This is a genomic window from Streptomyces sp. NPDC032940, from assembly GCF_040636935.1.
Lineage (GTDB): Bacteria > Actinomycetota > Actinomycetes > Streptomycetales > Streptomycetaceae > Streptomyces.
Genome location: NZ_JBEZVJ010000009.1, coordinates 180,535 through 194,174 on the forward strand (window position 1 = coordinate 180,535; position 13,640 = coordinate 194,174).

Consider the following 13,640-nt stretch of genomic DNA (forward strand, 5'->3'; position numbering starts at 1 on the left):
TCATCGGGTGCCCTCCGCCGCTCGGGCCATCAGGGTGGTCGAGGAGCGGCCGTCGAGGTACGGGAGCAGGACCGCCTGGCCACCCCATTCCTGGAGCAGGGCCGCCTCCGGCAGGTCCGCGCCCGCGTAGTCGCCGCCCTTGACCCAGACGTCGGGGCGCAGGTCTCCCAGGAGGCGTTCCGGGGTGTCCTCGTCGAAGACGGCGACCGCGTCGACGCAGGCCAGGGCGCGCAGGACGCGGACGCGGTCGGCGAGGGGGTTGACGGGGCGGCCGTCGCCCTTGCGGCGCCGGACGGAGGCGTCGGAGTTGACGCAGACGACCAGGCAGTCGCCGAGCCGCCGGGCGGCCTGGAGGAGGCCCACGTGCCCGGCGTGCAGCAGGTCGAAGCAGCCGCCCGCGGCGACGACGGTGCCGTGCTGGGCGCGGACGCGGGCGGCCAGGGCGTGCGGGTCGCCGGTGTCGGGTGAGGGGGCGGTGAGCGGGCCCGAGCCGGCGGGCGGCAGGGCGCCCGCGCCGCCCGCGGCGACGAACGCCGTCGCGGAGCCCACCGCGCCCTCGACCGCCTCCCCCACCAGCGCCCCGTCGGCGAGCAGCCCGGCGGCGGTGGCGGCGAAGCGGTCGCCCGCGCCGCACGAGTCGCCGTGGTGGGCGGCGGGCGCGGGGACGAGCAGCGGGTGTTCCCCGTAGGACAGCAGCGCGCCGCGCGCCCCGAGGGTCACCGTCACCGCGGCCACCCGCCAGTCGCGGACGAGCGCGGCGGCGTGGTCGGCGGCGGCGCGCAGCCCGCCGCCGGCGTCGCCGTCCCGGGCCGCGAAGCCCCGCGCCTCCTGCTCGGCGGGCGTCACCAGCCGGGTGCCGGGCACGGGGGCGCCGCCGCGCGGGTGCGGGTCCCAGACCAGGGGCGGGCCGGCGGTCAGGACGTCCAGCAGGGCGTCCGCCGCGCCTCGGCCGTAGTCGGAGACCAGCACGGCCCGCGCGGACCGCACCGCCGTGCGGGCCTCGTCGGTGGCCTCGCGGGCCCGCCCGCCGCCGCGGTCGAGGCGGACGACGGGGCGGTCCCGGGCGAGGACGCGAGTCTTCTCGGGCAGCGTGCCGGTCAGCGGCAGGGGAACCAACGTCAGCCACGGTTCCAGCAGTTCGCGCAGGACCTGGCTCGCGGGGTCGTCGCCGACGCCCGCGATCAGGGTGACCTCGCGGCCGTCGCGGGCGGCGAGGTAGGCGGCGAGTGCGGCGCCGCCGGGCCGTACGCGTTCGGCGCACTCCGACACGACCGGTACGGGCGCGTCGGGTGCGAGCCGGTCGGCGGAGCCGGTCAGGTCGCGGTCGAGCAGGGCGTCGCCGACCACCACCAGCGGGGTCCTGCCCGCCATGCGGCGCGTCACCTCCGCGTCCTCTTGGCGGGCACGCCCCGTTCCAGGGCGGCGTCGAAGGCCGCGCAGATCATGTGCACGGCGACCAGGTGGATCTCCTGGACGGTGGCCGTCGAGGGGGCGTCCACGCACAGGGACTCGTCGCTGCCCGCCATCAGCGGGTTGGGGGCGCAGCCGGTGAGGGCCCAGACCCGGACGCCGGCCGCGCGGGCCGCGTCGGCGGCGGAGAGCAGGTTGGCGCTGGCGCCGGACGTGGACAGCAGCATCAGCACGTCGCCGTCGCGGCCGTGGGCGCGCACCTGGCGGGCGAACACCTCGTCGACGCCGTAGTCGTTGGCGATCGCGGTCGTGCTGGACGTGTCCGCGTGCAGGGCGATCGCGGAGAACGGCGGCCGGTCGTCGCGGTAGCGGCCGACGAGCTCGGCGGTCAGGTGCTGGGCCTGGGCGGCGCTGCCGCCGTTGCCCGCGGCCAGCAGCCTGCCGCCGCCGGACAGGACGCCCGCGAGCCGCGCGCCCCAGCGCTCGGTGACGTGCGCGGAGGCGCGGAACGCCCGCAGCGCCTCGTGGAGTTCGTCGCAGTGTCCGACGACGGGCGGGTGCACGGTCATCACGCCACCTCCGTCGCCAGGGCGTGGTCGGCGAGGGTCAGGCGGTACACCTGTTCCGCACCGTCGGCGACGCGCTGCCACGTGTAGTGCCGCAGGACGCGTTCACGGCCGGCCGCGCCGTAGCGGCGGCGCAGTCCGTCGTCGGCGAGGAGGTCGCAGGCGGTCTCGGCGACGGCGGCCGGGTCCTGGGGCGCGACGAGACGGCCGGTGACGCCGTCGGCGACGGAGTCGCGGTGGCCGCCGACGTCGGTGGCGAGGACGGGCACGGCGCAGGCCATGGCCTCCAGCGGGACGATGCCGAAGGGCTCGTAGACCGGGGTGCACAGCACCAGGTCGGCGCTGCCGAGCAGGGCGGGCATGTCGCGCGGGTCGACCGCGCCGAGCAGCCTGACCCGGTCGGCGACGCCGGCGCGGTGGGCGAGCGCGGTCAGCCGCCGTGCCTCGGGGTCGGCGTCCAGGGCGTCGGAGGGCGGGCCGCCCGCGACGAGGAGCTCGGTGTCGGGGATGTCGACGAGGGCCTGGATCGCCTGGTCGTAGCCCTTGCGGGGCACCAGCCGGCCGCAGGCCAGCAGGCGGTGCCGCTGCCGTCGGGCGGGGGTGCGGCCGGAGGCGGCACCGGGGCGGAAGTGCCCCGCGTCGACGCCGCAGGGCACGACGGACACCTGGCGGGGCGGTACCCCCATGTCGCCGAGTTCGACGACCTCGTCGGTGCAGGTGGCCAGCACCCGGGCGCAGGTGCGGCCGAGCTGCCGCTCGATGCCGATGCGCTCGTACGGGCTGGTGTCCCGCATGCCCTGGTGGCGTCGCTTGACGGTGCCGAGGGCGTGGAAGGTCTGCACGAGGGGGACGCCGTGCGGTCCGGTGCCGGCCTGGGAGGCCAGGCCGGACATCCAGAAGTGGGCGTGGACCACGTCGGGCCGCTCGCGGCTCCACGCGCGCGCCAGGTACGCGCCGAAGGCGGGCATGTGCGGGAACAGGTCGTCCTTGGGGACGGCCTCGGCCGGTCCGGCCGGGACGTGTTCCACGATGCCGCCGCCCGGCAGCGGCACCCGGTCGGGCAGGTCCAGCGAGTCACGGCGGGTGTAGACCGTGACGTCGTGGCCGCGCTTGGCCAACTCCTCGGTGAGACGGGCCACGTAGACGTTCTGTCCACCGGCGTCGACGCCGCCGAGCGCGGCGAGCGGACTCGCGTGCTCGGACACCATGGCGATCCTCATCGGGTCACCTCCTTCAGCAGCCGCTCCCAGTCGTCCAGGAAGCGGGACAGCCCGTAGCGGGACAGGGCCGCCGCACGCGCCCCGTCGCCGACCGTGCGTGCGTGCAGCGGGTCGGCGAGGAAGTCGCGTACGGCGTCGGTCAGTACGTCGATGCGGTTGGAGACGACCCCGGCGCCCGGGGGCACCGCTTCGGTCACCTCCGTGGTGGCGAGCGCGACCACGGGCATGCCCAGGTGCATGGCCTCCAGCAGGGACAGGCCGAGGGAGGTCCAGCGGACCGGGTGGACGTAGACGCGCCGGCGGGCGAGTTCGGTGTGCAGGTCGCTCTGGACGACGTCCCGCGTGCGGCAGCGCTCCGGGTCGAGGCCGAGGTGCTCGGCGAGGTTCTCGGTGCGCATGCCGAACACGTCGAGCGGGGCGGCGCGGGCGAACGCGGGCAGCAGGTCGGTGCCGGTCGTACGGCCGCGCCGGACCGGCTCGTTGACGACGACGGCCGCCCGGTCGAGCTCGCCGGTCCAGCGGTGGCCGGGGTCGACGACGCCGTGCTCGATCACGGTGGCCGGAGCCGGTCCGGAGTCCCACATCAGCCGGTTGAAGTGGGTGACGTGGACGAGGGTGACGCCGGGGATGTCCGCGGCGGGGTGGCGGGTGTCGGGGACGTCACCGTCGGGGGCGTTGTGCTCGAGGTAGACCAGGGGCGGGCGGCGGCCGAGCCACTGGTCGACCAGGGCGAGTTCGTGCGGACGCTGGAGGATCACCAGGTCTATGTCCTCGTCCCGCAGCTTCTCCGGCGGGACCTCGATCACCGACTCGGGCCAGTCCCAGGTGCGGGCGCGGCCCAGGCCGTCGGGTCCGCGGTCCGGGGTGACCGGGACGAGGTAGGTGTGCGGCCCCTGTACGAAGGCCGTGGTCCACGACCCGTGCACGTGCCAGATGAGGATCCTCATGCCTCCCCCAGGAGTTTCTCGACGGCGGCGGCCACGTCGGTGGCCGTGACGGTGTTCAGGCAGGGGTGCCCGGGGACGGGGCAGTCCCGGGCCCTGCTGTCGGCGCAGGGCGCGTCCTGGTCGCCGAGCAGGACGTAGGGGACGCCGTACGGCCGCCAGCGTTCGGCCGGGACGACCGGGGCGAACAGGGACACGACGGGGGTGCCGACGGCGGCGGCGAGGTGGGCGGGCGCGGTGTTGCCGGTGACGACGACGGACGCGCCCGCGAGGACGGCGGCCAGCTCGGAGGCCTCGGTGCGGCCGCCGAGGTCGGTGCCGTGGGCGCCCGCGACGTGGGCGGTGAGGGCGCGCTCGTCGGGGCCGCCGGTGACCAGCACGCGGTGTCCGGCGGCGGCGAGTTCGCGTACGGCCTCGGCGCAGCGCCCGGGGCTCCAGGCGCGGGCGGGGACGCTGGCGCCCGGGTGCAGGACGACGTACGGCCCTGGTCCGGTGAGGCCGTCGGCGGGGGGCGGCGGGTGCACGCGGAGCCGCCCGTCGTCGGGGCGCGGGAACCCGGCGGCCTCGGCGAGGCCGAGGGCGGCCTCGGCCTCGTGGGCGTGCGGGGCGCGCCGGTGGCGCAGGTCGAGCAGCGAGCCGGGGTAGTCGACGCTGTCGGCGGCGATGTACCGGACGCCGGCCAGGCGCAGCACCAGGGCGGTGGGCAGCGGGGACTGGTGGAAGGAGGTGAGGACCAGCGCGGTGTCGGCGTCGATCCGCTCCACCAGGGCGTCGATGTCCTCCCGGCTGACGTCGGGCGGCGCGAACCCGCCCCACGGCGCGTCCCACACCAGCACCTCGTCCACGCCGGGCAGCAGCCGGGCCGCGGGCGCGCCGCGCGGGCCGCACAGCAGGGTGACGTGGTCGGCGCGGGCGGCGACGGCCCGCACGGCGGGACCGGCGAGCAGCACGTCGCCGAAGCTGTCGAGCCGGGCGACCAGGGCCTTCATCGGGGCCTCCCACGGGTGTCGACGCCGGCGGCGGGGCCGGACGGGCCCGGTGCGGCGAACGCGGCCCGCACGGGGCGTTCGTTCACCAGGACCCCGCCCTCCGGCACGCCGGCGACGAGGGCGCGTACGGCGGTCAGGACGTCGGGGGCGACATGGTCCGCGGCGGCCGTCTCCTCGGGGCGGGTCTGCGCGTTCGGGACGAGGATGCCGTGGGCGCCCGCCCGCCGCGCGGCCTCGACGTCGGCGCCGATGTCGCCGATGACGACACAGTCGCCGGGGGCGGCGCCGGCGCGTTCGGCGGCCCGCAGCACCAGGCCGGGCCGCGGCTTGCGGCAGGGGCAGCCGCCGTCGGGGCCGTGCGGGCAGACCTCCCAGACGTCGAAGGGGCCGATCAGCTCGTCGACGCGCCGGTTGACGCGGTGGACGTCGGCCTCGCCGATCAGCCCGCGGGCGACGCCGGACTGGTTGGTGACGACGCCGGCGCGGATGCCGTGCGCCCGCAGCAGCGCCACCGCCTCGCGGGCGCCGTCGACGGGCCGGACCCGTTCGGGGTCGCCGTTGTAGGGGACGTCGTGGACGAGGGTGCCGTCGCGGTCGAAGAGCACCGCCTGCACGGGACTCATGCGGCCACCTCCTGCCAGGGGCGGGCGCCGCGGTGCCGCCACACTCCGCTCAGCCGGTGCCAGGTCGCGGCGGGCGGGATGAGCACGCTGGTGACGAGCATGGTCGTCACCTCGTGGCGGGTGCGCGGTCCGGGGGCGATCCGGGCCCAGGCGAACTCGGCGGTGCCCGCGGCCCAGCCGAGCCCGGCGAGCGCGGCGGCCCGGGGGCGTCCGGCGGCCGCGAGGGCGAGGGCGGCGGCACCGGCGGCGGTGATCGCGGCGTGCCGGCGGATCCGGCCCCGGGGGGCCACCGCCTTGGACCACCAGGCGGGGCCGTGCAGGCGCCGCATCAGGGCGTCGTCGGCGTTGCCGCGCTGCTGTCGCAGGGAGACCCAGCGGGAGGCGGGGCGTACGGGGTGGCGGGTGGTGCGGCGGCCCCGCTGGATGCGCCAGCCGGCGTCGAGGACGCGCAGCGCGAGGTCGGCGTCCTCGCGGTAGGCGCGCGGGAAGCGTTCGTCGAAGCCGCGGACCTGCTTGAGCACGTCGGTGCGGTACGCCATGTCGGCGGTGATCCAGCGGGCCCCGGCGAGTCCCGCCGTACCGCGTTCCCAGTCGGTGGGCCGGCGTTCGCCGGGCAGCGGTACGGCGATGACGCCCTGGACGGCGCCGGTGTCGGGGGCGGTCTCGGCGAGGTCCTGGACCAGTTGGTCGCACCAGTGCGGGCCGACCTGGACGTCGTCGTCGAGGAACGCGGTCCACGGCGAGGTCACCGCGCGCAGGCCGGTGTTGCGGGCGGCGGCGGGCCCGCGGCCCCCGCTGCTCAGCACCACCGTGCGTTCGCGCAGGTCGCCGAGGACGCTCAGCGCGTGTTCCAGCGCCGCCGGGTCGGCGTCGGGCGCGGGCCGGTCGTCGACGAGGACGATCTCGTCGGGGCGGGGTCCGTGGGCCGCGGCCAGCGCGGCCAGGCAGTCGGCCAGTGTGGCGCGGGCGAGGGTGGGGATGACGACGGCGTAGCCGTTCATGGGGGCGCCGGTCATGCGAAGGCCTTCCCCCGGCGCACCGCGAACGGCCCGATGGCCAGCAGGTCGACGGGCGCGGAGCCGAAGCACTCCAGCGCGTCGCGCGGGTCGTCGACCATGGGCCGGCCGGCGGTGTTGAGGCTGGTGTTGACGACGACGGGCAGCCCGGTGCGCCGCTCGAAGGCGGCCAGCATCCGCGCCACGAGCGGCTCACGGCGCTCCTCGACGGTCTGGATGCGTGCGGTGCCGTCGACGTGGACGACGGCCGGGATCCGGTCGCGCCAGGCGGGGGCGACGTCGTGCACGAAGAGCATGTACGGGCTGGGCATCGGCCCGGTGAAGATCTCGGCGGCGCGGTCGGCGAGCACCATCGGGGCGACGGGACGGAACTCCTCGCGGCCCTTGACGTGGTTGAGGCGCTCCAGGTTCTCGGCGCGGCCCGGGTGGGCCAGCAGGGAGCGGTGTCCGAGGGCGCGCGGTCCGAACTCGCTGCGGCCCTGGAACCAGGCGACGATCCCGTCCCGGGCGAGTTCCTCGGCGACCGTCTCGGCGATGTCGCCCGGTTCCTCGTAGGGGATCGCGGCCGTCTCCAGCCAGGCGCGGATCTCGTCGTCGCTCCAGCCGCGGCCGAGGTCGGCGCCGGGCATCGGCTCGGGCGCGGCGCCCTCCCGGGCGGCGGCCACGTGCAGGGCGGCGCCCAGCGCGGTGCCGGCGTCGCCGGCGGCGGGCTGCACCCACACGTGCCGGTACGGGCCGCGCGCGGCGATCCGGGAGTTGGCGACGCAGTTCAGGGCGACGCCGCCGGCCATGGTGAGGGCCTCGCCGCCGGCCTCGCGGTGCAGCCAGTGGGCGAGTTCGAGGAGCAGTTCCTCCAGCACGGCCTGGGTGCTGGCGGCGAGGTCGGCGTGGTCCTGCGTCCAGTCCTCGCCCTTCGCGCGGGCCGGGGCGAGGGCCGCCCAGTCGACGCCGTGGGCGCGGAAGCCGCCGTCGCCGGTGGCGTGGACGTGCTCGCGCAGCCGCTCCAGGTGGCGGGGGGTGCCGTAGGAGGCGAGGGCCATCACCTTGTACTCGTCGCTGCTGCGCAGGAAGCCGAGGTGCTCGGTCAGTTCCTCGTAGACGAGGCCCAGCGAGTGCGGCAGGGCCTGGGTGGCGAGGGTGTCGAGCTTGCCGTCGCGGTAGCGGCCGGCCAGGTGGGAGGCGCACTCGCCGCGCCCGTCGAGGACGAGGACGTCGTTGTCGGGGTGGGGCGAGGCCGGTCCGGCGGAGGCGGCGTGGGCCACGTGGTGCGGGACGAAGACGACCTGGTCGGGGTCGAGTCCGGGGAGCGCCTCGGCGAGGAACTGCGGTGCCCTGCGGGCGTATTCGAGGCGCAGCGGGTCCCAGGGGTCGTCGAGCCCCATGGCGCGGGCGGGCCGGGCGAGCCGGGGGTCGAAGGAGTACGCGACGGCGTCGAGCTGCTCGGGCCGGACCCCGGCGTGTTCCAGGCACCACCGCGCCGACAGCTCCGGCACCTCCCACGCGGAGAAGGGCACCGGACGCTTGCCGTGCTTGCGGCGGCTGAAACGCTCTTCCTCGGCGGCCGCAACGGTCCGGCCGTCCACGACGAGTGCGGCGGCCGGGTCGTGGAACAGGGCGTTGATACCAAGGATGCGCATGGGCTGTGCTCCGTCCCGGGGGACTGGTGGGGTCTGTCTCGGCTCGCGGGTGCCGCGGGGCGGTTGCCTCAAACACTTGGAGACAACTCAATTCCGGACATGAGTGGATATCTCACACAGAGTTGAGGAGGCCCGACGGCTCTCCGTTCCCAGGCCTACGCGGCGACGGAGTGCGCGAACCAGCCGATGGTCCGCTCCAGCCCCTCGCTCCAGCCGACGCGCGGACTCCAGCCGAGCCGCTCGCGGGCCAGGGTGGTGTCCGGCCTGCGCCGGCCGGGGTCGTCGACGGGGCGCTCGACGAAGCGGATGCGGGAGCCGGAGCCGGTGAGCTCGACGACGCGCCGGGCCAGCTCGAGCATGGTGATCTCGTCGGTGCCGCCGATGTTCACCGGGCCGCTCTCGCCGGAGGCGGCGAGGGCGAGGACGCCGGAGACGGTGTCGTCGACGTAGCACAGGGAGCGCGTCTGACCGCCGTCCCCGGCGACGGTCAGGGGCATGCCGTCCAGGGCCTGCGCGATGAAGGTCGGCACGGCGCGGCCGTCGCCCGTCCGCATGCGCGGGCCGTAGGTGTTGAAGATGCGGACGATGGCGGTGTCGGTGCCGTGCACCCGGCGGTGGGCGGTGACCAGGGCCTCGGCGAAGCGCTTGGACTCGTCGTAGACGCTGCGCGGGCCGATGGGGTTGACGTTGCCCCAGTACGTCTCGCGCTGCGGGTGTTCCAGCGGGTCGCCGTAGACCTCGGAGGTGGAGGCGAGCAGGAAGCGGGCGCCGTCGGCGCGGGCCCGCTCCAGGGCGTTGCGGGTGCCGGTGCTGCCGACCTCGAGGGTCTCCAGGGGCAGGCGGAGATAGTCGGCGGGCGAGGCCGGGCAGGCGAAGTGCAGCACGAGGTCGAAGCGGCCGGGCAGTTTGCGCAGGGCCGCCGGGTCGGTCGCGTCGGCCCGGACGAAGCGGAAGCCGCGGTGCCGCTCCAGCTCGGCCACGTTGCTCCGGGAGCCGGTGGCCAGGTTGTCGAGGCAGACGACGTCCGCGCCGGCGTCCAGCAGCCGGCCGCACAGGTGGGATCCCACGAATCCGGCGCCGCCGGTCACCAGGGCCCGGCGCCAGGCACGTTCACGCACGGGACTCTCGCTCACGGGCTTCTCCTCACTCTCGCCTGCACTGACGTGTCGGCTGAGTAACCCGGTCACCGCCCCACTACCTCGAACGCACATACGGCTGAGCGCTATACACCCCGTATATACTCGCTGTGTATAGTCCTCGCATGCCTTCGCTGACCAGCAAGATGACGAAAACGGGGACCAGGTTGCGCGGAGCCGCGATTCTCGCGGCGGCCGCCTCGCTGACACTGGCGCTGAGCGGCTGCACGAAGCTCGAGACGACCGCGCCCAGCTCGGCGCGGGGCGCGGCCGGCGGCCAGGCACGAGCGGCCGCCGGGTTCGGCACCGTCGACTGCCGCCGGGCCAAGTGCATAGCCCTGACCTTCGACGCCGGACCGAGCGAGAACTCCGCGCGGCTGCTCGACATACTCAAGGAGAAGCAGGTCCCGGCGACCTTCTTCCTGCTCGGCAGGCGGCACATCGACACGTACCCCGAACTTGTCAGGCGCATGGCCGCCGAGGGCCACGAGGTGGCCAGCCACACCTGGACGCACAAGATCCTCACGGACGCCGAGCCGGACGAGATACGCGAGGAGCTGGAGCGCCCCAACAAGGAGATAGCGCGCCTGACCGGGCACCGCCCCACCCTGATGCGCCCGCCGCAGGGCCGTACGGACGACACGGTGCACGACATCTGCCGCGAGCTGGGCCTGGCGGAGGTGCTGTGGAGTGTGACCGCCAAGGACTACCAGACCGACGACTCCGATCTGATCACCGAACGCGTCCTGGACCAGTCGTCGCGCGACGGCATCATCCTGCTGCACGACATCTACGACGGCACCGTCCCCGCCGTGCCCGGCATCATCGACGCCCTCAAGGAGCGCGGCTACGTGTTCGTGACGGTGCCGCAGCTCCTCGCCCCGGGGAAGGCCGAGCCGGGCAAGGTGTACCGCTAGGCCTGTCCGGCAACTTCCGTCAGACAGCTCCCGGGACGGGCGCGGCGGGGGTGGGGTCGCTGCTTAGGATCGCCGCGTGGTCATCTTCTCCCTCGAACGCACCGCCCCGCTCTCCCCCGACGAGGCCTGGCGCCGGCTCACCGCATGGCAGCGGCACGGGGGCGCGGTGCCCCTGACCCGGGTCCGGGTGTCCACTCCCCCGCCCACCCGGGTGGGCACGGTGGTCGTCGCCCGCACGGGGGCCGGGCCGTTCGCCTTCGACGACACGATGGAGGTGACCGTCTGGCAGCCTCCGCGGGACGGCGCCCCGGGCCGGTGCCGGCTGGAGAAGCGGGGCCGGCTGGTCAGGGGCTGGGCGGAGATCGAGGTCCGCCCCGGCCCCGGCGGCCGGGCGCGCGTCGTCTGGCGCGAGGAACTGGACGTGCGGCTGCTGCCGTCCGTGTGCGACGGGGTGCTGGGCCGATCGGGCCGGTACGTGTTCGGGCGGGCGGTGAACCGGCTGCTCAGGCAGCCGTGACGGGACGCGTGCCGGTCCCCCCGGCCGGGAGCGGCGGGTCCTCGTGGTGGATCGGGGTGCGGGCGCCCCTCAGCGGGACGCCGCTGCCGCCGCGCCGGGCGGCGACGATCTCCGCCGCGATCGACAGGGCCGTCTCCTCGGGCGTACGGGCGCCGAGGTCCAGGCCGATGGGCGACCTGAGCCGGGCCAGCTCCCGGTCGGTGAGGCCGGCCTCGCGCAGGCGCCGGTCGCGCTCCAGGTGGGTGCGTCGGGAGCCCATCGCGCCGACGTACGCGACCGGCAGGCGCAGGGCGATCTCGAGGAGCGGCACGTCGAACTTGGTGTCGTGGGTCAGGACGCACAGCACCGTGCGGGCGTCGACGTCGGTGCGCTCCAGGTAGGCGTGGGGCCACTCGACGACGACCTCGTCGGCGTCCGGGAAGCGCTCCCGCGTCGCGAAGACGGGGCGCGCGTCGCACACCGTGACGTGGTGGCCGAGGAACCGGCCGACGCGGGCCAGTGCCGAGGCGAAGTCGATCGCCCCGAAGACGATCATGCGGGGGGCGGGGACGGAGGACTCGATCAGCAGGGTCAGCGGCGCTCCGCAGCGCGAGCCCTCCGTGCCGATCTCCAGCGTGCCGGTGCGGCCGGCGTCCAGGAAGGCGCAGGCCTCCGCCGCCACCGTGCGGTCCAGTGCGGGGTGCGCGCCGAAGCCGCCGGCCGGGGAGCCGTCCGGGCGGACGGCCAGGGCGCGGCCCGTCAGCTCCGCCGGGCCGCTGACGATCCGTGCCAGCGCCGTCGCCTCACCCCGCGCCGCGGCGGCGAGAGCGGCGGCGACGGCCGGGCGGGCGGGGTGGTCCGCCCGTACCGGCATGATGAGGACGTCGATGACTCCGCCGCAGGTCAGACCCGCGGCGAGAGCGTCGTCGTCGCTGTGGCCGAAGCGCTCCACGACGGCCCGGCCGTCCTGCAGCGACTGCCGGCACAGCTCGTACACGGCCCCTTCCACACAGCCGCCGGAGACGGAGCCGATCACCGTGCCCCCGGCGTCCACCGCGAGGGCGGCGCCGGGCGGACGGGGTGCGCTGCCGCCGACGGCCACGACGGTGGCCACGGCGACGTCACGCCCCTGCTCGACCCACCGGTGCAGCTCTTCGGCGATGTCCAGCATGGTCGGTCTCCTTGCCCGCGGTCCTGTGGAAGGGGTTCCCACGGGAGCGGCTAGTGCACGCCCATCCAGCTCTCGATGGGGTTGAGGGCGAAGTAGACGAAGAAGATCACCGTCAGTGCCCACATGAACGCGCCGATCTCCCGCGCCTTGCCCTGCGCGACCTTGATGGCGACGTAGGAGATGACGCCGGCGGCGACACCGGTGGTGATGGTGTACGTGAACGGCATCAGGACGACGGTCAGGAAGACCGGGATCGCGGTGGCCCGGTCGGCCCAGTCCACGTGCCGGGCGTTCATCATCATCATCGCGCCGATGACGACCAGGGCCGCCGAGGCGACCTCCTGCGGCACCAGCGCGGTGATCGGGGTGAAGAACAGGCAGGCCGCGAAGAACGCGCCGGTGACGACCGAGGCGAGCCCGGTGCGGGCCCCCTCGCCGACGCCGGTCGCGGACTCGACGAAGACGGTCTGGCCGGAGCCGCCCGCCACACCGCCGATGGCGCCGCCGGCGCCGTCGATGAACAGCGCCTTCGACAGGCCCGGCATACGGCCCTTGTCGTCGGCGAGATTGGCCTCGGTGCCGACGCCGATGATGGTGGCCATCGCGTCGAAGAACCCGGCCAGCACCAGCGTGAAGACGATCATGCCGACGGTCATCGCGCCGACGTCGCCCCAGCCGCCGAACTCCAGGTGCCCGAAGACCGAGAAGTCCGGCATGGAGACGGCGCTGCCGTGCAGCTCGGGAGCCCCGTTCGCCCACTGCTCGGGGTCGATGACCCCCGTGGCGTTCAGCACGGCCGCGACGACGGTTCCGGTGACGATGCCGATCAGGATCGCGCCGGGGGTGTTGCGCGCCTGGAGCATGAAGATCAGCAGCAGGGTGCCCGCGAAGAGCAGGACCGGCCAGCCGGCGAGTTCACCGGCGGGGCCGAGGGTGAGCGGGGTGGCCTTGCCCGGGTGGACGAAACCGCCCTTCACCAGACCGATGATCGCGATGAACAGGCCGATGCCCATGGTGATGCCGTGCTTGAGGGCGAGCGGGATCGCGTTCATGATCATCTCGCGGAGCCCGGTGACCACGAGCAGCATGATGACCACGCCGTACATCACGCACATGGCCATGGCCTGTCCCCAGGTCATCTGGGGGACGACCTGGCCGGCGATCACTCCGGACACCGAGAGCCCGGCGGCCAGGGCGAGCGGCACCTTGCCGACGAAGCCCATCAGGAGCGTGGTGACCGCGGCGGCGAGCGCCGTCGCCGTGATCAGGGCCTTCTGGCTGAGCGTGTTGCCGGCGACGTCCTCGCCGCCGAGCAGGATGGGGTTGAGCAGCACGATGTACGCCATCGCCATGAAGGTGGTGATGCCGCCGCGCACCTCACGCGCCACCGTGGAACCGCGGTGGGTTATGTGGAAGTAGCGGTCGAGCCAGGACCGGCCGGCCGGGACGCGGGAACCCGCGCCCGCGTCCTCGGCTGTGGTCTTGGGCTCGACTGACTGCTGGGTCATGGGGTCG

Annotated in this window: 13 protein-coding genes; 2 read left to right on the plus strand and 11 right to left on the minus strand. The window is 75.2% G+C overall.

Annotated elements, in window-relative coordinates:
- The 9 genes from rfaE2 to AB0E77_RS14980 form a co-directional block, all read right to left on the minus strand.
- A complete protein-coding gene (gene rfaE2, locus AB0E77_RS14940) occupies positions 1-1,371 on the minus strand; it encodes a D-glycero-beta-D-manno-heptose 1-phosphate adenylyltransferase (protein ID WP_361569887.1) in 1,371 nt (456 codons plus the stop codon).
- Positions 1,372-1,379: 8 nt separating this feature from the next.
- Positions 1,380-1,979, minus strand: a complete 600-nt coding sequence (locus tag AB0E77_RS14945; RefSeq protein WP_361569889.1) for an SIS domain-containing protein — start codon at positions 1,977-1,979, stop codon at positions 1,380-1,382.
- Positions 1,979-3,196, minus strand: a complete 1,218-nt coding sequence (locus AB0E77_RS14950; protein WP_361569891.1) for a glycosyltransferase — start codon at positions 3,194-3,196, stop codon at positions 1,979-1,981. Before AB0E77_RS14950 ends, AB0E77_RS14945 begins: the two co-directional genes overlap by 1 nt.
- Positions 3,193-4,143 (minus strand): glycosyltransferase, encoded by a 951-nt coding sequence (locus AB0E77_RS14955; RefSeq protein WP_361569893.1) that lies wholly within the window; start codon positions 4,141-4,143, stop codon positions 3,193-3,195. The genes AB0E77_RS14950 and AB0E77_RS14955 overlap by 4 nt, the downstream gene beginning before the upstream one ends.
- Positions 4,140-5,129 carry a glycosyltransferase family 9 protein gene (locus tag AB0E77_RS14960; RefSeq protein ID WP_361569895.1) on the minus strand — a complete coding sequence of 330 codons (990 nt, stop codon included), beginning with the start codon at positions 5,127-5,129 and terminating at the stop codon, positions 4,140-4,142. The genes AB0E77_RS14955 and AB0E77_RS14960 overlap by 4 nt, the downstream gene beginning before the upstream one ends.
- The gene (locus AB0E77_RS14965; protein ID WP_361569897.1) at positions 5,126-5,752 is read right to left on the minus strand and encodes an HAD family hydrolase; all 627 of its coding nucleotides are present in this window, start codon (positions 5,750-5,752) and stop codon (positions 5,126-5,128) included. Before AB0E77_RS14965 ends, AB0E77_RS14960 begins: the two co-directional genes overlap by 4 nt.
- The gene (locus tag AB0E77_RS14970; protein WP_361569942.1) at positions 5,749-6,753 is read right to left on the minus strand and encodes a glycosyltransferase; all 1,005 of its coding nucleotides are present in this window, start codon (positions 6,751-6,753) and stop codon (positions 5,749-5,751) included. Before AB0E77_RS14970 ends, AB0E77_RS14965 begins: the two co-directional genes overlap by 4 nt.
- A gap of 11 nt (positions 6,754-6,764) precedes the next feature.
- On the minus strand, positions 6,765-8,405 hold the full coding sequence (locus AB0E77_RS14975) for a carbamoyltransferase C-terminal domain-containing protein (RefSeq protein ID WP_361569899.1): 1,641 nt from the start codon (positions 8,403-8,405) through the stop codon (positions 6,765-6,767).
- 155 nt (positions 8,406-8,560) lie between these two features.
- Positions 8,561-9,523: a UDP-glucuronic acid decarboxylase family protein gene (locus AB0E77_RS14980; RefSeq protein WP_361569943.1), complete on the minus strand. Its 963-nt coding sequence runs from the start codon at positions 9,521-9,523 to the stop codon at positions 8,561-8,563.
- 143 nt (positions 9,524-9,666) lie between these two features.
- On the opposite strand from AB0E77_RS14980, the gene AB0E77_RS14985 reads away from it, so the two are divergent.
- A complete protein-coding gene (locus AB0E77_RS14985) occupies positions 9,667-10,458 on the plus strand; it encodes a polysaccharide deacetylase family protein (protein WP_361569900.1) in 792 nt (263 codons plus the stop codon).
- A gap of 76 nt (positions 10,459-10,534) precedes the next feature.
- Positions 10,535-10,975, plus strand: coding sequence for an SRPBCC family protein (locus tag AB0E77_RS14990; RefSeq protein ID WP_361569901.1), 441 nt, complete (start codon positions 10,535-10,537; stop codon positions 10,973-10,975).
- On the opposite strand, the gene AB0E77_RS14995 is transcribed toward AB0E77_RS14990, so the two are convergent.
- On the minus strand, positions 10,962-12,125 hold the full coding sequence (locus AB0E77_RS14995) for an XdhC/CoxI family protein (RefSeq protein ID WP_361569903.1): 1,164 nt from the start codon (positions 12,123-12,125) through the stop codon (positions 10,962-10,964). The two genes, AB0E77_RS14990 and AB0E77_RS14995, sit on opposite strands and share 14 nt — an antisense overlap.
- Positions 12,126-12,175: 50 nt before the next feature.
- The gene (locus tag AB0E77_RS15000; protein WP_361569905.1) at positions 12,176-13,633 is read right to left on the minus strand and encodes an NCS2 family permease; all 1,458 of its coding nucleotides are present in this window, start codon (positions 13,631-13,633) and stop codon (positions 12,176-12,178) included.
- Between the last annotated feature and the right edge of the window lie 7 nt (positions 13,634-13,640).